Source organism: uncultured Campylobacter sp., assembly GCF_938045405.1.
In the GTDB taxonomy this organism is placed as follows: Bacteria; Campylobacterota; Campylobacteria; order Campylobacterales; family Campylobacteraceae; genus Campylobacter_B.
The window spans coordinates 1-17,720 of the sequence record NZ_CALIMW010000163.1; the positions used below are offsets into that span (position 1 = coordinate 1).

Annotated in this window: 27 protein-coding genes and 1 pseudogene; 25 read left to right on the forward strand and 3 right to left on the reverse strand. The window is 45.6% G+C overall.

All coding sequences use genetic code 11. The features are described from left to right. Positions 1 to 170: 170 nt before the first annotated feature. Entirely contained in the window at positions 171 to 506 is a 336-nt protein-coding gene (locus tag Q0140_RS06265; RefSeq protein WP_297962881.1) for a hypothetical protein, read from the reverse strand. A gap of 83 nt (positions 507 to 589) precedes the next feature. Further along, positions 590 to 1,921, reverse strand: a complete 1,332-nt coding sequence (locus Q0140_RS06270; RefSeq protein ID WP_297962884.1) for a hypothetical protein — start codon at positions 1,919 to 1,921, stop codon at positions 590 to 592. A gap of 279 nt (positions 1,922 to 2,200) precedes the next feature. On the opposite strand from Q0140_RS06270, the gene rpsJ reads away from it, so the two are divergent. The 23 genes and pseudogenes from rpsJ to Q0140_RS06385 all read left to right on the forward strand — a co-directional run bounded on the left by rpsJ (position 2,201) and on the right by Q0140_RS06385 (position 15,299). Beyond that, entirely contained in the window at positions 2,201 to 2,512 is a 312-nt protein-coding gene (rpsJ, locus tag Q0140_RS06275; protein ID WP_005869011.1) for a 30S ribosomal protein S10, read from the forward strand. A gap of 11 nt (positions 2,513 to 2,523) precedes the next feature. Beyond that, the gene (gene rplC, locus Q0140_RS06280; RefSeq protein ID WP_297962887.1) at positions 2,524 to 3,102 is read left to right on the forward strand and encodes a 50S ribosomal protein L3; all 579 of its coding nucleotides are present in this window, start codon (positions 2,524 to 2,526) and stop codon (positions 3,100 to 3,102) included. Further along, positions 3,099 to 3,713, forward strand: coding sequence for a 50S ribosomal protein L4 (rplD, locus tag Q0140_RS06285; RefSeq protein WP_005869006.1), 615 nt, complete (start codon positions 3,099 to 3,101; stop codon positions 3,711 to 3,713). The genes rplC and rplD overlap by 4 nt, the downstream gene beginning before the upstream one ends. Before the next feature lies 1 nt (position 3,714). Continuing rightward, positions 3,715 to 3,996, forward strand: a complete 282-nt coding sequence (locus tag Q0140_RS06290) for a 50S ribosomal protein L23 (protein WP_297962890.1) — start codon at positions 3,715 to 3,717, stop codon at positions 3,994 to 3,996. 1 nt (position 3,997) lies between these two features. Then, complete coding sequence (gene rplB / locus Q0140_RS06295) at positions 3,998 to 4,828, forward strand: 50S ribosomal protein L2 (RefSeq protein WP_297897660.1); 831 nt, start codon at positions 3,998 to 4,000, stop codon at positions 4,826 to 4,828. 2 nt (positions 4,829 to 4,830) lie between these two features. After that, positions 4,831 to 5,112 carry a 30S ribosomal protein S19 gene (gene rpsS / locus Q0140_RS06300; RefSeq protein ID WP_005869002.1) on the forward strand — a complete coding sequence of 94 codons (282 nt, stop codon included), beginning with the start codon at positions 4,831 to 4,833 and terminating at the stop codon, positions 5,110 to 5,112. A 9-nt stretch (positions 5,113 to 5,121) separates the two neighbouring features. Then, positions 5,122 to 5,433, forward strand: a pseudogene (rplV, locus tag Q0140_RS06305) (50S ribosomal protein L22); the annotation flags it as partial. 21 nt (positions 5,434 to 5,454) lie between these two features. Continuing rightward, entirely contained in the window at positions 5,455 to 6,150 is a 696-nt protein-coding gene (gene rpsC / locus Q0140_RS06310; RefSeq protein ID WP_005868997.1) for a 30S ribosomal protein S3, read from the forward strand. A 2-nt stretch (positions 6,151 to 6,152) separates the two neighbouring features. After that, on the forward strand, positions 6,153 to 6,578 hold the full coding sequence (rplP, locus tag Q0140_RS06315; protein ID WP_005868996.1) for a 50S ribosomal protein L16: 426 nt from the start codon (positions 6,153 to 6,155) through the stop codon (positions 6,576 to 6,578). Beyond that, positions 6,565 to 6,747, forward strand: coding sequence for a 50S ribosomal protein L29 (gene rpmC, locus Q0140_RS06320; RefSeq protein WP_005868995.1), 183 nt, complete (start codon positions 6,565 to 6,567; stop codon positions 6,745 to 6,747). The genes rplP and rpmC overlap by 14 nt, the downstream gene beginning before the upstream one ends. A 9-nt stretch (positions 6,748 to 6,756) precedes the next feature. Next, entirely contained in the window at positions 6,757 to 7,008 is a 252-nt protein-coding gene (gene rpsQ, locus Q0140_RS06325) for a 30S ribosomal protein S17 (protein ID WP_005868994.1), read from the forward strand. Continuing rightward, positions 7,008 to 7,376, forward strand: a complete 369-nt coding sequence (rplN, locus tag Q0140_RS06330) for a 50S ribosomal protein L14 (RefSeq protein ID WP_005868993.1) — start codon at positions 7,008 to 7,010, stop codon at positions 7,374 to 7,376. The genes rpsQ and rplN overlap by 1 nt, the downstream gene beginning before the upstream one ends. Then, entirely contained in the window at positions 7,376 to 7,609 is a 234-nt protein-coding gene (rplX, locus tag Q0140_RS06335; protein WP_005868992.1) for a 50S ribosomal protein L24, read from the forward strand. Before rplN ends, rplX begins: the two co-directional genes overlap by 1 nt. 2 nt (positions 7,610 to 7,611) lie before the next feature. After that, complete coding sequence (rplE, locus tag Q0140_RS06340; protein WP_291938590.1) at positions 7,612 to 8,157, forward strand: 50S ribosomal protein L5; 546 nt, start codon at positions 7,612 to 7,614, stop codon at positions 8,155 to 8,157. Position 8,158: 1 nt separating this feature from the next. Continuing rightward, a complete protein-coding gene (locus Q0140_RS06345) occupies positions 8,159 to 8,344 on the forward strand; it encodes a type Z 30S ribosomal protein S14 (RefSeq protein ID WP_005868990.1) in 186 nt (61 codons plus the stop codon). Between the two features lie 9 nt (positions 8,345 to 8,353). Next, positions 8,354 to 8,749: a 30S ribosomal protein S8 gene (rpsH, locus tag Q0140_RS06350; protein WP_005868989.1), complete on the forward strand. Its 396-nt coding sequence runs from the start codon at positions 8,354 to 8,356 to the stop codon at positions 8,747 to 8,749. A gap of 77 nt (positions 8,750 to 8,826) precedes the next feature. Continuing rightward, on the forward strand, positions 8,827 to 9,363 hold the full coding sequence (gene rplF, locus Q0140_RS06355; RefSeq protein ID WP_297941608.1) for a 50S ribosomal protein L6: 537 nt from the start codon (positions 8,827 to 8,829) through the stop codon (positions 9,361 to 9,363). 10 nt (positions 9,364 to 9,373) lie between these two features. After that, on the forward strand, positions 9,374 to 9,730 hold the full coding sequence (gene rplR / locus Q0140_RS06360; RefSeq protein WP_005868987.1) for a 50S ribosomal protein L18: 357 nt from the start codon (positions 9,374 to 9,376) through the stop codon (positions 9,728 to 9,730). A 15-nt stretch (positions 9,731 to 9,745) separates the two neighbouring features. Next, positions 9,746 to 10,189, forward strand: a complete 444-nt coding sequence (gene rpsE, locus Q0140_RS06365; RefSeq protein ID WP_005868986.1) for a 30S ribosomal protein S5 — start codon at positions 9,746 to 9,748, stop codon at positions 10,187 to 10,189. Positions 10,190 to 10,201: 12 nt separating this feature from the next. Then, complete coding sequence (gene rplO, locus Q0140_RS06370; protein WP_005868985.1) at positions 10,202 to 10,603, forward strand: 50S ribosomal protein L15; 402 nt, start codon at positions 10,202 to 10,204, stop codon at positions 10,601 to 10,603. Then, positions 10,603 to 11,868, forward strand: a complete 1,266-nt coding sequence (gene secY, locus Q0140_RS06375) for a preprotein translocase subunit SecY (protein ID WP_295150643.1) — start codon at positions 10,603 to 10,605, stop codon at positions 11,866 to 11,868. The genes rplO and secY overlap by 1 nt, the downstream gene beginning before the upstream one ends. Further along, entirely contained in the window at positions 11,869 to 12,627 is a 759-nt protein-coding gene (gene map, locus Q0140_RS06380; protein WP_297962895.1) for a type I methionyl aminopeptidase, read from the forward strand. A gap of 506 nt (positions 12,628 to 13,133) precedes the next feature. Next, positions 13,134 to 15,299, forward strand: a complete 2,166-nt coding sequence (locus Q0140_RS06385; RefSeq protein WP_297962898.1) for a phosphoethanolamine transferase — start codon at positions 13,134 to 13,136, stop codon at positions 15,297 to 15,299. A 172-nt stretch (positions 15,300 to 15,471) separates the two neighbouring features. On the opposite strand, the gene Q0140_RS06390 is transcribed toward Q0140_RS06385, so the two are convergent. Then, positions 15,472 to 16,188 carry a PAS domain-containing protein gene (locus Q0140_RS06390; RefSeq protein ID WP_297962901.1) on the reverse strand — a complete coding sequence of 239 codons (717 nt, stop codon included), beginning with the start codon at positions 16,186 to 16,188 and terminating at the stop codon, positions 15,472 to 15,474. A 142-nt stretch (positions 16,189 to 16,330) separates the two neighbouring features. Here Q0140_RS06390 and Q0140_RS06395 point away from each other — a divergent pair, with 142 nt between their 5' ends. Together Q0140_RS06395 and Q0140_RS06400 are read left to right on the forward strand one after the other, a co-directional pair. Then, the gene (locus tag Q0140_RS06395; RefSeq protein ID WP_297962905.1) at positions 16,331 to 16,717 is read left to right on the forward strand and encodes a RidA family protein; all 387 of its coding nucleotides are present in this window, start codon (positions 16,331 to 16,333) and stop codon (positions 16,715 to 16,717) included. Between the two features lie 8 nt (positions 16,718 to 16,725). After that, positions 16,726 to 17,720, forward strand: a 995-nt coding sequence (locus Q0140_RS06400; protein ID WP_297962908.1) for a pyridoxal-phosphate dependent enzyme, incomplete at its 3' end; no start/stop codon positions are given.

Below are 17,720 nucleotides of genomic sequence, written 5' to 3' on the forward strand. Positions count from 1 at the left end.
CATATTCCTTTTTTACCTCCCACTCAGCTTTCCATGCGAACATTTTTACTATAAAATCCAGCATTTTCATCTCCTTTTTTTAAGGCGAGTCGCATAAAAATGAAATTCTGTCGCTCCACGTGAAATTAAAGAATTCTATCTAATCGGCGCTTAAAATTTTTAATTTTGGGCTATTTGTCGGCGTTTTGGACGAGCGCTTTTTCGTATTTTTCGATAAAGCTTCGCCCTGACTCGCATAGACGGTAGATGAAAATCTTCGACGCCTTGCCCGCATCAAGCCCCGTGTCCTTAATGCTTTCGCGCTGCAGATAGCCCCAGTTTTTATGAATTATGTCAAGAGTCGATTTGATCGATGTGTAGTTGCGCCCACTCGCAGCTGCGAATTCGTTTACGGGCCTCATAAACTCCGCATCGCTTTGCTTATTGCGACATAAAAGTCCCTTTTCGCCTTGCGATTCGACCAGTTTTAGCGTTTCATAAATGAGTTTGTCTTTTAATTTGATCATCGGCTTTCCCTTGCGTAATTGATATGGGTTTGCCAAAATTATATCATAAAATTTATATTTTTATGATATGAAGTGTCAATAAATCAGAAGCTAAGCACGAACTCATGAAACGGCACGACATCGCAGCGGATGCCCTCAATCTCGAGCCTGCCGGAGTTTGCCATAGAAACGACTTTTAAGCTCGTGATACCGAGTCTCTTGAGCGCGCTTAAGATTTTGCGGAATTTTAAAAAGATGATGTCTGCGTCGCTGAAAGGAATGACGAGAACCCCCATTTTTAGAGCAGGCAGGTAAAAATCCAGCTCTTTTGTGTAAAAAATCGGCGTATTTAGCCCCAAAAGCTCGCAAAAAAGAACGTTGGCAAATTTTTTCGAGAAGTCCTTTTTGCTTGTTAAAATTTCTCGCATATTAAAATGTGAAAAATATAGTTTTTTTGCGCGCGCGGGCTCGCCCGCTTTGCTTAAAAATCTGATGAAATTTTCCCGCTCAAGTTTGGCGATAGTGCCGTATACGGCGTCTTTGGAGATCTTGATGCGCGGCTTTAGCGCGGTGTAAATTTTATTTGCGCTAAATGCGGCGTGGACGAAGCTTAGGCACTCTTTGAGGATTAAAATCTCCGTGCGGCTAAAGTTTGCCGTAAGCAGACTCTGCTCGAATTCTAAAATTTCGGCAGGCGCTATGAAGGGATTTTTTGCGCCGCCGCCTTGGGCTAAAAACGCCGAAATCATCGAGTTTATCTCGTTGTGGCGCTTATCGAAGGCGATAAATTCTTCAAATGAAAGCGGCAAAAGCTCAAGCCGCTCAAAGCCCGGCAGGACCAACTCTTTATCGCGAGTAGAGATGATAAAACGCTTTAAATTTAGCCCCCCAGCGAAGCTTTGAAGCGATGAAATTTCAAAATCGGCGCTACTAAAATTATCCAAAAAAAGCGATGAAATTTGCTCGTTGGCGGCTAAAAATTCTTTGATCTCGCGGAAGAAATTCTCGCTCCTGCTTTTTGCGCCATCGGACTCCGCATTTTTTGCGTTGTTTGAGCCATTTGCGCTTGCGTTTTTTGTATCTGTATTTTTTACGGCGGCGCGGTAAAATTCGCCCGTATCCGAAATTTCCGCGCCAAGCATAGCTTCTCTGCTTATTTCATATTCATTTGCTTCGCTAGTCTTTGTATTGTCCGCACTATTTCTAGCTGCAAAAATTGCATCATTCGCTACCGCCTCTTCAAGGCGTAGATCGGCTAAATTTAGATACAAAATTTCATCTTTTTTAAGTTCTGAAATTTCATTTTTCAGCACGGCGCTTTTGCCGGAATTTAGCACTCCATAGATTATGGTTTTGGGAGAGTTTATACCTCTTTTGCGCGGGATAAAGCCCGCAAATTCCGGTGGATTTTCGTAAAAAAATTTTAGATCATTCATGGCGAGTATTTTAAAATTTTCCTTATTAAAAGGAAATAAATCTGAAAAATTCTATGAAATTTTTATATCTATTTCAAATTTATCTAAAATTTTTGTATTGAAAATTTCCAGCACCCTAAAAATTTTCGAAATTCTATATATTTTTCCTTATTAAAAGGAAATATTTCCATAAAATTTGGCTATTTTCTTGACAAAGCCGGAGCGCTTTTATATAATGTGCGTCTTTTGTTTGAAACAAAAGGTCGCGCGTTGCGACAAGTTCTTTATTAAGGAAAAGTGATGCAAAAAATTAGGTTAAAACTCAAGGCTTATGACCATCGAGTTTTAGATCGCACAGTTTCGGCTATCGTTGAAGCCGTAAAAAGAACAGGTGCGGACGTCAGAGGTCCCGTGCCGATGCCTACGAAGATTAAACGCTACACCGTTTTAAGATCTCCGCACGTAAATAAAGACTCCAGAGAGCAGTTTGAGATGAAAATTCACGCTCGTATGCTAGACATCGTAGCGGCTACGCCAGATACGGTTGATTCGCTAACTAAGCTTGATTTGGCTCCGGAAGTCAACGTCGAAGTTCACGCGATGGGCAAATAAGGGGTAAAACAATGGAATATATCGTAGAAAAAATAGGTATGAGTAGGACGATCGACACGAGCAGCACGCCCGTGACTCTTTTACGACTTATCAATACCAAAATTTGCGAAGTTTGCGATGAGAAAAAAGCTATCGTAGCCTACGCAGACGGAAAAGCGTATAACAAAGCTATCGCCGGAATTCAAAAGAAATATAGCCTAAGCAAGGAATTTAATAAATTTGCGACTCTAAGCTTAGAAAATGCCGAGCTTGGCGATCAAAATTTAGATGTTTTGAGCGGAGCAAAGATCGTAAAAGTAAGCTTCAGATCCAAGGGCAAGGGCTATCAGGGCGTTATTAAGCGCCATGGCTTTGCGGGCGGTCCTGCAGCGCACGGTAGCCGCTTCCACCGAAGGCCTGGTTCTATTGGCAACTGCGAGTGGCCCGGTCGCGTTCAGCCTGGTATGAGGATGGCGGGACACACTGGAAACGAAACGATCACTGCTAAAAACGAAGTCGTAAGCTTTGATGCCGAGAATAAAATTTTAGTGCTTAAGGGCTCGGTTCCTGGATTTAACGGTGCAATGGGCAGAATAAGGATAGTAAAATGAGTAAAGTAAGCGTGCTTAACGAAAAACTAGAAAAAGCAAGCGAAATTGAAATTCCTGCGAAATTTTCGGAGGTTAATTCGCACAATCTATATTTGTACGTCAAATCTTACCTTGCTTCGCTTCGCGCAAATACGGCTAACGCTAAAACTCGCGCCGAGGTTAGCGGCGGCGGTAAAAAACCGTGGCGACAAAAGGGTCGCGGTGGCGCACGTGCGGGCTCAACGAGAACCAATGTCTGGGTAGGCGGCGCGGTCGCATTCGGTCCGACTAACGAGCGAAATTATGAGCAGAAGGTCAATAAAAAGCAAAAACGTCTTGCGCTGGAATTTGCTATCAATGAGAAAGCAAACGAGGGTAAAATTTTTATCTTCGACGATTTGGAGCTAAAAAGCGGTAAAACCAAAGATGCGGCAAATTTTATTAAGAAACTAGGCGTTAGAGATGCGCTAATCGTTAAAAACGAGCTAGACGCGCAAACTCTTTTGGCCTATAGAAATCTAAAAAATTGCTATGTCATCGATGCAAGCGAGGTCAATGCTTACCTAATCGCAGTTTACGGCTCGGTCGTATTCGAAAAAGCGGCATTTGAATCAATAGTGAAAGAGGACTAAAATGGCAGATATAACAGATATCAAAACGATCCTTTATACGGAAAAGTCTCTCGGTCTTCAAGAAAACGGCGCGGTCGTTATCCAAACTAGCCCGTCGGTTACGAAAAACGGACTAAAGAGCGTTTTGAAGAACTATTTCGGGATCACTCCGCTAAAGATAAATTCTTTAAGACAGGACGGCAAAGTAAAAAGATTTAGAGGTAAAATGGGCGCTAGAAACGATGTGAAAAAATTCTACGTCAAGCTACCTGAAGGTGCAAGTCTAGAAAGCGTGGAGGCGTAAAATGGCGATTAAAACTTATAAACCGTATACTCCAAGTAGAAGATTTATGACTGGTCTTAGCAGCGAGGATATCACTGCAAAAGCTAGCGTTAGAGGCTTGCTTGTTAAAATTCCTGCCGCAGCCGGAAGGAACAATAACGGTCGCATTACTAGCCGCCATAAACAAGCAGGAGCTGCTAAACTTTATAGAATCATCGATTTTAAGCGAAATAAATTCGGCGTTGCTGGCAAGGTTGAGGCGATCGAATACGATCCGAATCGCAACTGCCGTATCGCGCTGATTTCATACGCAGACGGTGAGAAACGTTACATCATCAAGCCTAACGATCTTAAAGTGGGCGATGTGGTAGCCGCTGCCGAGGGCGGATTAGATATTAAACCGGGTAACGCGATGAAGATGAAAAATATCCCTGTGGGAACTATCCTGCATAATATCGAGTTAAAACCAGGCAAAGGTGCTCAAATGGCGCGTAGCGCAGGAGGCTATGCTCAGCTAATGGGTAAAGAGGAAAAATATGTCATTTTGCGTCTGCCTAGCGGCGAGATGAGAAGAGTACTTGCAGAGTGTATGGCTAGTATCGGCGTAGTAGGTAACGAAGAGTGGGCAAACGTCGTCATTGGTAAAGCCGGACGTAACCGCCACAGAGGTATCCGCCCTCAAACCAGAGGTTCTGCGATGAACCCGGTAGATCACCCACACGGCGGTGGCGAGGGTAAGAAAAACTCCGGCCGCCATCCGGTAACTCCGTGGGGTAAACCGACGAAGGGCTATAAAACTCGCCATAAAAAAGCGAGCGATAAGCTTATAATTTCAAGAAGGAAAGGAAAATAAAAATGGCTAGATCGCTAAAAAAAGGTCCTTTCGTAGATGATCACGTAATGAAAAAAGTCGTTGCGGCAAAGAAAGCCGGCGATAACAAACCGATCAAGACTTGGTCGAGACGAAGCACGATCGTGCCTGAGATGATCGGACTTACGTTTAACGTTCATAACGGAAAGAATTTTATCCCGGTTTACGTCACCGAGCATCATATCGGTTATAAATTAGGCGAGTTCGCTCCTACGCGCACTTTCAAGGGCCACAAAGGCTCCGTGCAGAAAAAGATCGGCAAGTAAGGATAGAATATGAGTAAATCAACTATTAAATTTGTTCGCCTTTCGCCGACAAAAGCAAGACTTATCGCAAAACAAATTCAAGGCATGAATGCGGAATTTGCCCTTGCCACTTTGGAATTTACGCCTAATCGCGGTGCGAAATATATCGCGACGGCGATTTCAAGCGCGGTCGCAAACGGCGGCTTTGAGCCTGAAGAGGTCGTAGTTACAAGCTGCCGAGTGGATGCTGGTCCTGTGCTTAAGAGATTTCGTCCGCGCGCCAGAGGTACGGCTAGCCGTATCCGCAAGCCTACTTCGCACATTATCGTCGAAGTAGCAAAACCAAGTAAGAAGGAAGCGTAAATGGGACAGAAAGTAAATCCGATCGGTTTAAGATTAGGAATTAATCGAAATTGGGAGTCTAGATGGTTTCCTTCTAAAGCGACGCTTTCCGAGAGTATCGGCGAGGATTACAAGATCCGCAAATTTTTAAAAGCTAAGCTTTACTATGCGGGAATTAGCCAAATTCTTATCGAAAGAACGGCTAAGAAAATTCGCGTAACGATCGTAGCCGCAAGACCGGGTATTATCATCGGTAAAAAAGGCGGCGAGGTTGAAAATTTAAGAAGCGAAGTTGTTAAGCTAGTCAATAAAGACATAGCCATCAATATCAAAGAGGAGCGCAAAGTAGGCTCGAACGCACTTTTGGCTGCGGAAAACGTAGCTATGCAGCTAGAGCGCCGCGTTGCATTCCGCCGCGCTATGAAAAAGGTCATCCAAGGCGCTCAAAAAGCGGGCGCAAAGGGAATTAAAATTTGCGTCGCAGGTCGCTTGGGCGGTGCAGAGATGGCTAGAACCGAATGGTATTTGGAGGGACGCGTTCCGCTTCATACTCTAAGGGCTAGGATCGATTACGGCTTTGCCGAAGCGCATACGACCTACGGTAATATCGGCATTAAGGTTTGGATCTTTAAGGGTGAAATTTTACAAAAAGGCATCCAGGCTGAAAAGACCGATGATGCGCCTAAAAAAACACGCAGACCAAGAAGAGGTAAATAGTTATGTTGATGCCAAAAAGAACAAAATACCGCAAGATGATGAAAGGTCGCAATCGCGGCTATGCGACGAGAGGAAATTCCTTGACATTCGGCGATTTCGGTATCAAAGCGGTAGAGGCGGGTAGGGTAAATTCTCGCCAGATCGAAGCGGCTCGTGTCGCGATGACGCGCTTCGTGAATCGTCAAGCTAAAATTTGGATTAAGGTATTCCCAGACAAACCGCTTACCAAAAAACCTCTACAAACTCGTATGGGTAAAGGTAAGAGCGGCGTAGAAGAGTGGGTAATGAATATAAAACCGGGCAGGATCATTTTCGAGATGACCGGCGTTAGCGAAGAGGTTGCTAAAGAGGCGCTTATGCTTTCGATTCATAAACTACCTTTTAAAACGAAAATCGTAAGTAGGGAAAGCGAAAATGAAATATACTGATTTGAAAGATAAAGATTTAGCTGAGCTAAATTCTATGTTGAAACAAAGTAAGTTGCTTTTATTTACGGCTAGACAAAAGCTAAAAACTATGCAGCTAAGCAATCCTAACGAGATTCGCGCTATCAAAAAAGATATCGCTAGAATCAACACCGCTATTAAAGCGAAATAAGGATAGGTTATGGCATTTAAAAGAGAAATTCAAGGCGTAGTCGTAAAGAAGGCGGGCGATAAAACAGCTACCGTTTTGGTAGAGCGAAGGGTTATGCACCCTAGATATAGAAAGATCGTAAAAAGATTTAAAAAATATCTGATCCACGATGAAAACAACGTCGTGAAGATCGGCGACACGATATCTGCGATCGAGTGCAGACCGCTAAGCGCTAGAAAATCGTTTCGCTTAAAAGCGGTTTTGAAAACAGGAGTTGAATAATGATACAGAGTTTTACCAGACTTGCGGTAGCTGATAATAGCGGCGCAAAAGAACTTATGTGTATTAAAGTTTTGGGCGGCAGCAAAAGAAGATACGCCACAATCGGCGATATTATCGTTTGCTCTGTAAAAAAAGCGCTCCCTAACGGCAAAATTAAGCGCGGTCAAGTAGTAAAAGCCGTAGTCGTTCGCACTACTAAAGAGTTGCACAGAGGCAACGGCTCGCTAATTAGATTCGACGAGAACGCAGCCGTTATTTTGGATTCAAAAAAAGAGCCGATCGGCACTCGTATTTTCGGTCCTATCGGTAGAGAGGTCAGATACGGCGGTTTTATGAAGATCGTTTCGCTGGCTCCGGAGGTTTTATAATGGCAGTAAAATTTAAGATTAAAAAAGGCGATCAAGTAAAGATCATCGCAGGTGACGATAAGGGCAAAACAGGCACCGTTAAGGCAGTGTTTCCTAAAAAAGCTCAAGTTATCGTCGAGGGTTGTAAAATGGCTAAAAAGGCTATCAAACCAACCGAGCAAAATCCGCAAGGCGGCTTTACGAGCAAAGAGATGCCTATGGATATTTCAAACGTTGCGTTGGTAGAGGGTTGATTATGAGCAGACTAAAAGATAAATACGCTAATTCCATCAGAGCTGCTTTGCAGAAAGAATTTGATATAAAAAATCCTATGCTTATCCCGGCGCTTGAAAAGATCGTTATCAGCGTAGGAACGGGCGAATCGAGCAAAGATCAAAAAGTGCTTCAAAATATGGCCGATACTATCTCGCTGATCGCAGGTCAAAAAGCGCTTATCGTCAACGCAAAAAAATCGGTCGCAGGCTTTAAGGTTCGCGAAGGTTTTCCGGTAGGTATAATGGTTACGTTACGAAAAGAGCAGATGTTTGCCTTCCTAGACAAACTGATCTCTATCGCGCTTCCTAGAGTTAAGGATTTCCGAGGACTACCTAGAACGGGCTTTGACGGACGCGGCAATTACAATTTCGGCTTGCAAGAGCAGCTGATGTTCCCTGAGGTCGAATACGATCAAATTTTAAGAACTCACGGTATGAATATAACCGTCGTAACGACTACAAATAACGATAAAGAGGCATTTAAATTGCTAGAGTTATTCGGCATGCCTTTTGCAAAAGGAAAATGATATGGCAAAAAAATCAATGGTAGCCAAGGCGAAACGCCCCGCTAAATTTAGCACTCGCGCATATACCAGATGTCAAATTTGCGGTCGTCCGCACTCCGTTTATAAAGATTTTGGAATTTGTCGCGTTTGCCTTCGCAAGATGGCAAATGAGGGCTTGATCCCGGGTCTAAAAAAAGCAAGCTGGTAAGGAGAAGAGATGATTAACGATCTTATTTCAGATGGACTAACTCGCATCAGAAATGCTGCGATGCGAAGGCTAGATACGACTAAGCTTTTTCACTCAAACGTCGTTGAGGCTATGCTTAAAATTTTAGCCGAGAAGGGCTATATCGAGAGCTACAACGTAGTAGAGGAAAACAATAAAAAGATCATCAACGTAGTGCTTAAATACGACGAAAAAGGCAGAAGCGTGATAAACGAAGTTAAAAGAATTTCGACTCCGGGTCGCCGCGTATATCAAGGCAAAGACGAGATCAAGCGCTTCAAAAACGGCTACGGAACCGTCGTCGTTAGCACAAGCAAAGGCGTTATGAGCGGTATCGACGCGCACAAAGCGGGCGTCGGCGGCGAAGTGCTTTGCACGATCTGGTAAGAAGTTTCTACTTTTTATGGCATTGTGGTATCCATTCGTAAAAGTAGACATACCCTAGACAAATAAAAAGGAAAATTATGTCAAGAATTGGTAAAAAACCGATCTCTATTCCAAGCGGCTTAGAGGTCAAAATCGACGGCTCGTCGTTAAAATTTAAAAAATCGAATAACGAAAAAGAGCTTGATTTAAAAGGTCATGTCGATGTAAAAATCGAAGACGGAAAGATAGAATTCTCACCTAAAGGTGAAGATAGGCAGAGCAGGGCGTATTGGGGAACATACCGCGCTTTAGCCAACAATATCGTCCTTGGTCTTACCGAGGGCTTTTCAAAACAGCTTGAGATCAACGGCGTCGGCTACAGAGCCGCGATGAAGGGCAAGGTGCTTGAGTTAAATTTAGGCTTTTCGCATCCGATAAATTTTGAATCTCCAAAGGGGATTGAAATTTCCGTAGATAAAAACGTCGTAACCATCAAAGGCGACGACAAGCAGCAAGTAGGTCAAGTAGCAGCCGAGATTAGAGGATTCAGACCGCCTGAGCCATATAAGGGTAAAGGCATCAAGTATCTTGAAGAGCATATCATCCGCAAAGCCGGAAAAACAGCTAAGAAATAAGGGTTGAGAAATGACACAGAACGTATTAAAAAGAAAGATCTCTTTACGAATCAAGAGAAAAAGAAGAATTCGCGCTAAAATTTCAGGCGTCGCATCTTGCCCTAGAATTTCTATTTTCAAATCCAATAGGACGGTCTACGCTCAGGCTATCGACGACGCAGCGAGCGCGACTTTGTGCGCCAGCAGCGGTAAGGTTTTAAATTTAAAGGCAAACAAAGAGGGCGCGGCTAGCTTAGCTAAAGATTTAGCCTCCAAGCTAAAAGATAAAGGCATTTCTGAAGCGATTTTCGATCGCAATGGCTATTTGTATCATGGCGTAATCGCAAGCTTTGCCGAGTCTCTACGCCAAAACGGCATCAAACTATAACCCAAAGGAATGATTGTGGAAAAGTATAATAGAGAAGAATTCGAAGAGGTAATCGTCAATATCGGTAGGGTTACGAAGGTCGTTAAAGGTGGTAGAAGGTTTAGGTTTACGGCTCTTATCGTAGTAGGCAATAGAAACGGCTTGGTAGGCTTCGGCTTTGGTAAGTCCAAAGAGGTTCCCGACGCGATTAAAAAAGCGGTAGACGATGCGTTTAAAAATATCATCAAGGTAAATTTAAATGGCTCTACTATCACTCACGATATTGAAGTTAAATACAATGCGAGCAAAATTTTACTTAAGCCGGCGAGCGAAGGTACTGGCGTTATCGCAGGCGGTTCAGTCCGCCCAGTTTTAGAGCTTGCGGGTGTTAAAGATATCCTCACCAAATCGCTAGGTTCGAACAACTCCTCAAATGTCGTAAGAGCTACGATGAAAGCTCTTAGTATGTTAAAACACTAACAAGGATAAAAGATGGGATTAGAAAATCTTAAAAAAGCCCCAGGCTCGACTCACGCTACTAAGCGCTTGGGTCGCGGTCAAGGAAGCGGTCTGGGTAAAACTGCGGGTCGCGGCGGCAAGGGTCAGACCGCACGTACCGGCTCTCATGAAAAAAGAGGCTTCGAGGGCGGTCAGCAGCCGATTCAGCGAAGGCTTCCAAAGGTAGGTTTTACTTCTAAATTTGAAAAGCCTTACGTGATCAATGTCGATAAAATCGAAGCTATCAAAGATCTTAGCGAGATCACGATCGAAAGCATCAAATCCGTTCATAAAATTTCAAATTCCGTTAAAAAGATCAAGCTGATCGGCGTAGGCGCAAAAGCGCTCGCTAGCAAGATCAAAGACGAGAACGTAAAGTCTAGCGGACAAAAATAATGAATAAATCGCTACGCAACAAAATTCTCATTACTTTGGGCTTTCTTTTTGCCTATAGGTTGCTAGCTTACGTGCCGGTTCCGGGAGTGGACGTTGAGGTTATAAAGCAATTTTTTCAAAACAATAGCAACAACGCTTTTGGAATGTTTAATATGTTTAGCGGTAACGCGGCGGAGCGATTCAGCGTTATCTCGCTAGGCATTATGCCTTATATTACCGCTTCGATCATTATGGAGCTGCTCGCCGCAACCTTTCCAAATTTAGGCAAACTCAAAAAAGAGCGCGACGGTATGCAGAAATATATGCAGATCATCCGATATGCTACAATCGCAATCGCTATGGTTCAATCCATCGGCGTTAGCATTGGCTTGCAGGGCATTCACGGGCAGACCGGAGCGCCTGCGATAATGGCTGAAAATACCAACGAGTTTGTTTTTATCTCGTGCATTTCGATGCTGGCAGGCACCATGCTTTTGATGTGGATCGGAGAGCAGATCACGCAGCGCGGCGTCGGTAACGGCACCAGCCTTATTATCTTTGCAGGTATCGTAAGCGCCATCCCTAGAGCGATCGGAAGTACTGTAAATTTAGTAAATACCGGTGAGATGAACGTTTTAAAACTAATCGCGATCGTGCTAATTATCCTGGCTACTATCGGGGCAATTTTATATGTGGAGCTAGGCGAACGTAGAATTCCGGTATCGTTTTCGCGCAAGGTATTGATGGCAAATCAAAATAAGCGCATTATGAACTATGTGCCGATCAAGCTAAATTTAAGCGGCGTCATTCCGCCTATTTTTGCAAGCGCGATTTTGATGTTTCCGACTACAATTTTACAAGCAAGCACCAATCCGATCATCCAAAAGATCCACGATTTCCTTAGCCCCAGCAATTACTTCTTTAACTTTTTGACCTTTGTGTTGGTTATATTTTTCGCTTATTTTTATGCGTCAATTGCTTTTAATTCCAAGGACATTAGTGAAAATTTAAAGAAGCAGGGCGGCTTTATCCCGGGTATTCGTCCGGGCGAGGGAACGGCGAGCTTTTTAAACGAAGTTGCTAGCCGGCTTACATTCTGGGGCTCGATCTATCTCGGGCTAGTAACCGTCATCCCGTGGCTGCTCGTTAAATTTATGGGCGTGCCGTTTTATTTCGGCGGCACCAGCGTGCTGATCGTCGTCTCCGTCGCTCTTGATACGATGAGACGCATAGAAGCGCAGATCTATATGAACAAATATCAGACCCTAAGCGCGGTCGGGCTATAAATGGCAATTTTGCTTAAAACAAAAAAGGATTTAGAGGGGCTTCGTGCGGCGAACAGAATCGTCGCGCAAGCCCTTGATTACGCAGCTTCATTCATAAAGCCGGGTCTTAGCCTACTCGAAGTCGATAAGAAGATCGACGATTTCATCACTTCAAAGGGCGCGTATCCCGCTTTTAAAGGGCTATACGGCTTTCCAAACGCCGCCTGCCTCTCGCTAAACGAGGTCATCATCCATGGCATCCCAGACGAAACGATCCTGCAAGAGGGCGATATCTTGGGCGTCGATCTGGGCTCGAAGCTAAACGGATATTTCGGCGACAGCGCACGCACCCTGCCCGTCGGCAAAATTTCAAAAGCCGACGAAGATCTCATCGCATGCAGTAAGGACACGCTGGAGTTCGCCATCAAAACGATCAGGGTAGGGATGCACTTCAAAGAGCTAAGCTTCGAGATCGAGAAATTTATCCGTGCGCGCGGCTTCGTGCCGCTATATGGCTTCTGCGGCCACGGCATCGGCAAGCACCCGCACGAAGAGCCTGAGATCCCAAACTATCTAGAAGGTAACAATCCAAAATCAGGCCCCAAAATCAAAAACGGCATGGTCTTTTGTATCGAGCCGATGATCTGCCAAAAGGACGGCACGCCGGTCATCGCCGAGGATAAGTGGAGCACGAGAAGCAAGGACGGACTTCGCACTAGCCACTACGAGCATTGCATGGCGGTTTTCGACGACAAGGTAGAAGTCCTAAGCATCGCATAGATTTTCGCACAAAAAGCGACTTGAGCTAGTTAAAATTTTACACTTTTGCCGAGGCGAAATTCCGCCTGCGCTTAGCTTTCGACAATTTTATATCGCTCGTGCCGTAGAATTTTACCTCAGCCGCTTCATGTATAAATTTTATCCGAAGGAAGCCTATCGCACTAGAAATTTTAAAATCTATCGCGACGCTTTGCGGTCTAGCCGTAAAATTTTAAGGGCTAGGTTTTAGTTCGTGCTTTCTGTTTTTAAAGCCTCGTCTTGTAGTTTCGCTCATAGATTCGCTTTCAATTAAAATTTAGCCTTAAAATTCCGTCGCCCAATTCTACTACCCCCCCTCCCCCGTATCTTTAAAATTTAGCTGTAAAATTTGAAGCGTAAAGGCGCGCAAGTAAGCGAGCTCAAAGCTTTAAGCGGCTAAGATTGCGCCTTGATTTTAAAGCGAAAATATGCCGCGCTATGTGAAGTACGCGTCGTCGCGTCCTTTCGTACGAGGCAGGAAAGATAAAATGATAGAAAAATTTTATGCAGCGCTGGCAAATATAGGCGAGCTTGCAGCGCAGACGAAAGCAGGCGAGTTCACGGCGCGCTTGCTTATGAAAATCGACCACGGCTTTTTTGCCGCTCTGCGCGAACGTCCCGTATGGAGGGCATTTTGGCTTAGCACGGCGCTATGCCTGCTCGCGTGCTGGGCTAAGATACATTATCAGATTAACGGTCCCATCTTTGCCTACATCGCCGAGAGTTTTCCGGTAGTATTTATCATAAATTTGCTCATCTTTCACCTCTGCTATTTGCTTAGCGGGCGATTTTTTAAGCTCGTTTCGTTCGTGTTACTAGCGCTAATTGCGCTAATTGCGAGTGTGGCTTTATTTTTGATCGTAAATTTCGACTCAAGCTTCAACGTCGTGGCGATCGACGCGATCGTCCATACCGACGCAGCCGAGACGCGCGAGTTTGTTTCGCAGTTTCTTAACCCCGCAACGATTTTATATTTAGCGGCGCTGCTCGGCTGCATCTTTGCGGCACTAAGAGCGGGACGGCGAGCGAAGGAGCAAACGCATAGCCGCCTAAGATTGCTGCTAGCGGCGCTCTATCTTATCTATGGCACGATCTTTTGCGCAGATATTGCCGTTAAAGCTTTCCAAGGCAAGCAGAGCTATATAGCCAAGCTATCGCAATACGTCCCGCTGGAGTTTGCCTTTACGATAAAAGACTATCTGAGCGATAAAAATTTCATCACCGATATGCGCGAAGTGCAGCTCGGCTACGATGAGGCCAAACGCGCAAACGAAAGCGTTTTAAAAGGCGGCGCAAATTTAGATCCGCAGAGCTCTGCCTTAGGCTCCGTACTTGAAAATTCAACGCCTGTATCAAGCGCCCAGGCGCAAAATTCCGGCGCAAATTTAAATTCTACGGTGCAGAGCTGGGGCAAGACTTTAAATTCTACTCCGCAAAGCTCTGCCTTGGATTCCGAGTCTGAAAATTCCGCGCCCGCATCAAGTGCCCAGGCGCAAAATTCCGGCGCAAACTTAAATTCTACGTCTGCCTCGGGCGCTATGGCGCAGAGCTCCAGCGAGATTTTAAATTCCGTACCACAAAGCCCCGGCGCGATTTCAAATTCCAAAACCACTGACGCTGCTACAAGCCCCGCCCCACAAAAGTCTCGCGTCAAAAATATCATCCTAATAATCGGCGAGAGCTTGCAGCGCGGGCATATGTCGCTCTACGGCTACGGCGTTAAAAATACACCGCTTTTAGAGAAACTCGAAGCAAGCGGTAATTTGATAAAATTTGGCGATACAATCTCGCCTTACGGCACGACTAATCAGGTGCTGATGCGGCTTTTAAATTTCAGCGATTACGAAAGCGAGCGCAAAAGGGCGTGGTTTCGCAACCTTAGCATCATCGATATGTTTAAGCTAAGTGGCTACCGCACCTTTTGGATTAGCAATCAAGAGGCTTTCGGCGCACATGCGTTAAGTGCTAAAAGCGCTGCCGATCGCGCGGACGCGGAATCCTTCCTCTCAAAGAGCAATCTTTACGAAACCGTCCGCATCAAGCCTGACGGAGTGCTGCTTCCACTCATAAATCAGGCGAAAACGGAGCAGAGCGAGCGAAATTTCTACGTGATCCATCTCATCGGCAGCCATATGGATTACAGCCTGCGCTATCCCGAGGGATTTGGCAAGTTTAGCGCGGCGGATGTAAAGGCAAAACTTACTTCCAAGCAGAAAGAGGTCATAGCGTATTATGATAACAGCGTGCTTTACAACGATTTCGTTATAAATGAAATTTTTAAAATTTTTTCGGGTGATGACAGCCTCATCGTCTATCTTAGCGATCACGGCGAGAATTTATACGAAAACGGACGCCTTGGGCACGGCATGGAGAGCCGCTTTACTTACGAAATTCCGCTGCTTTTTATAGCCTCGCGTGAGTTTTTGAGCGATCACGCTAAGCTATGGCAGAGGCTAGCTGCGGCGAAAGATAAGCCTTTTATGAGCGATGATTTGGCACATCTGCTAGCAGATATCATCGGTGTCGCGCCACTTGAGTTTGACGAGCGCAAAAGCCCGATACGAGCGGATTTTAATGCTTCACGCAAGCGAATTGCTAACGGAGTCGATTATGACGAGAAATTAAAAAGCGCGAAGGGCTATGAGCTCGAGTAATAGATGAGTTTTGCTTTTATCCCATTACATGCTGTATAAACGAAGGATTAGTATGTTCTGCTTTTTGATCGGTTCATCAATTCAGATTAAAATTTGCGCCACTCCATATGGCTACGCTGATAGTAAGGCGCGCAACGCTTATGAAATTTGAGATCAAATTTATGCGCTGCGGCTAGCTCTCCTTTTTTACCTCATCCATATACGAGTAAATCGTGACTTTCTGCGTCCTAAGCGCCTTTGCGACGAGCTCCACCGCACCTTTTACCTCAAAAATTCCTTTTTGCGAGAGGAATTTTACGATACGCTTTCGATCCTCTTTCTTCATCCCCTCCACATCCAGATCGTGCGTAGCCGATGCGATCAGATCTTGGACGATGTCAAGGATATTTTGCTGCAAATCGTTAGAGCTTTGCGTTTCTAAATTTATGCCGTCATTTAAGCTCGCTTCGTCTAATGTCGCGCTATCGCGGCTTCCGTCGGTAAAATTTGCGCCCTGCAACTCCTTGCTATCGAGCTTTACATTCGGCAGAAGATTTTTTATTGCTTTGTATGCCGCCATGGCGCTTGAGGTATCGATATTTACGCATAGCGCGCCTACTACTTTGCCGTCTGCGCCGCGGATCAGCGAAGTAGAGGAGCGTATGAGCCTGCCGTTTTGCGCGGTAAAATAGTAGTTTGCGGTGCAGTCGTTTTCAAAATTTTTGCTTAGCAACACGTCCTTTACCAGATGATCGAAGCTTTGGCCGATCTTCCTGCCCGTTACGTCGCCGAGGACGAAAACGACGGAGCTTTGCGGCGTGCTCATATCGTGGATGACCACCTCGCAATCGCCGATCGTATTTTTAATAAGGTGCGCGGTCGGTATAAAGGTCTGCAAAAGTTGGTTCAATTCGGGCTCCTGAAATTTCATATAAAAAAATCTATGAATTTAGATTAAATTTTAAAATTTTTACAAATTTATAGAAATACTTATATATTTTTAATAAATTTAGAGTAAAATTATATAAAATTTTATATGCAAAGGAGCTTAAATGAAAGAAATTTATCCAACCGTCTTTGCGCCGAAAAAGGCGCATTATGCGCCGGGCATCTTAGACGACGACGGTACACTCTATGTCTCGGGGCAGCTAAGCGTGGATCCGCGCACGGGAGCTATCCTGGAGGGTCTTGCTGAGCAGACCGCGCAGGCTCTAAGCAATGTCGCGGCAGTGCTGGCCGCCGCGGGCGCGGATAAAGGCGACGTGCGGATGTGCCGCGTCTATACGCCGGGCGTCGAGAACTGGGACGTGATCGACGAGCAGTACGCGCTGTTTTTCGGCGCGCATAAGCCCGCTCGCGTCGTGGTGCCGACTACGGCTCTACACTTCGGCTGCCTCGTAGAGATCGAGGCCGTCGCAAAAATAAAAGAGAAAAAATAGGAGCGAAAATGAGCAATTTCATCTGCACGGGCTGCGGCAAGCACGCGCCCATCGATACTTTGAGCTATAAATGCGACTGCGGTGGGCTGTATAAGCTAAACTCCGATGCACCTAAATTTAACCCCGCGCTCGTAGATCAAAGCGAGTTTAGCATCTTTAGATACCGCAGGTTTATGGGTATCGATACGGCTAAATTTAGAGAAATTTCAATGGGCGAGGGGCTCACGGCTAGCGTAAAATTTGGCGAGGACCTCTATCTCAAGCTCGATTATGCGATGCCTACGCTTTCGTTCAAAGATCGCGGTGCAGCGGTTTTAGTGCTGCATGCTAAAAATATCGGTGTGAAAAAGGTGTTGCAAGACTCCAGCGGCAACGCAGGCAACGCCGTGGCAGCGTACTGCGCTCGCGCGGGTATCGAGTGTGAAATTTACGTCCCGAAGGGTACGTCGCCTAAAAAGATCGATATGATCAAAAGCCACGGCGCGCACGTCACGGTGTTTGACGGCAGCCGCGACGAAACGGCGGATGCGTGCCGCAAAAAGGCCGCGCAGGAGCAGATCTATTACGCCAACCACGTTTATAATCCGATCTTTTACGAGGGCACGAAGAGCTACATTTATGAGATCTACGAGCAGCTGGGCAGGGTGCCGCGCAATATCTTTATCCCCGTGGGCAACGGCACGCTGCTACTGGGCGCTCAAGCGGCGCTGGGCGAGCTATATGAGGGCGGCTTTATCGAGGCGCTGCCAAAAATTTTCATCGTTCAGGGCGAGCGTTGCGCTCCGCTTTTTGACGCTAAAGGTGCGGCGCGCGAGACCAGGCCGCAGCCGACGCTAGCGGAGGGCATCGCGATCGCAAGACCGATGCGCGCGGGCGAAATTCTTGGCTCTAGCTACGCTGGCGAGCGCGAGGTGATCTTAGCGAGCGAGAGCGATATACTGCCTGCCAGAGCGGCGCTTGCGCGCGGCGGATTTTACGTCGAGCACACGACCGCGGCTACCTA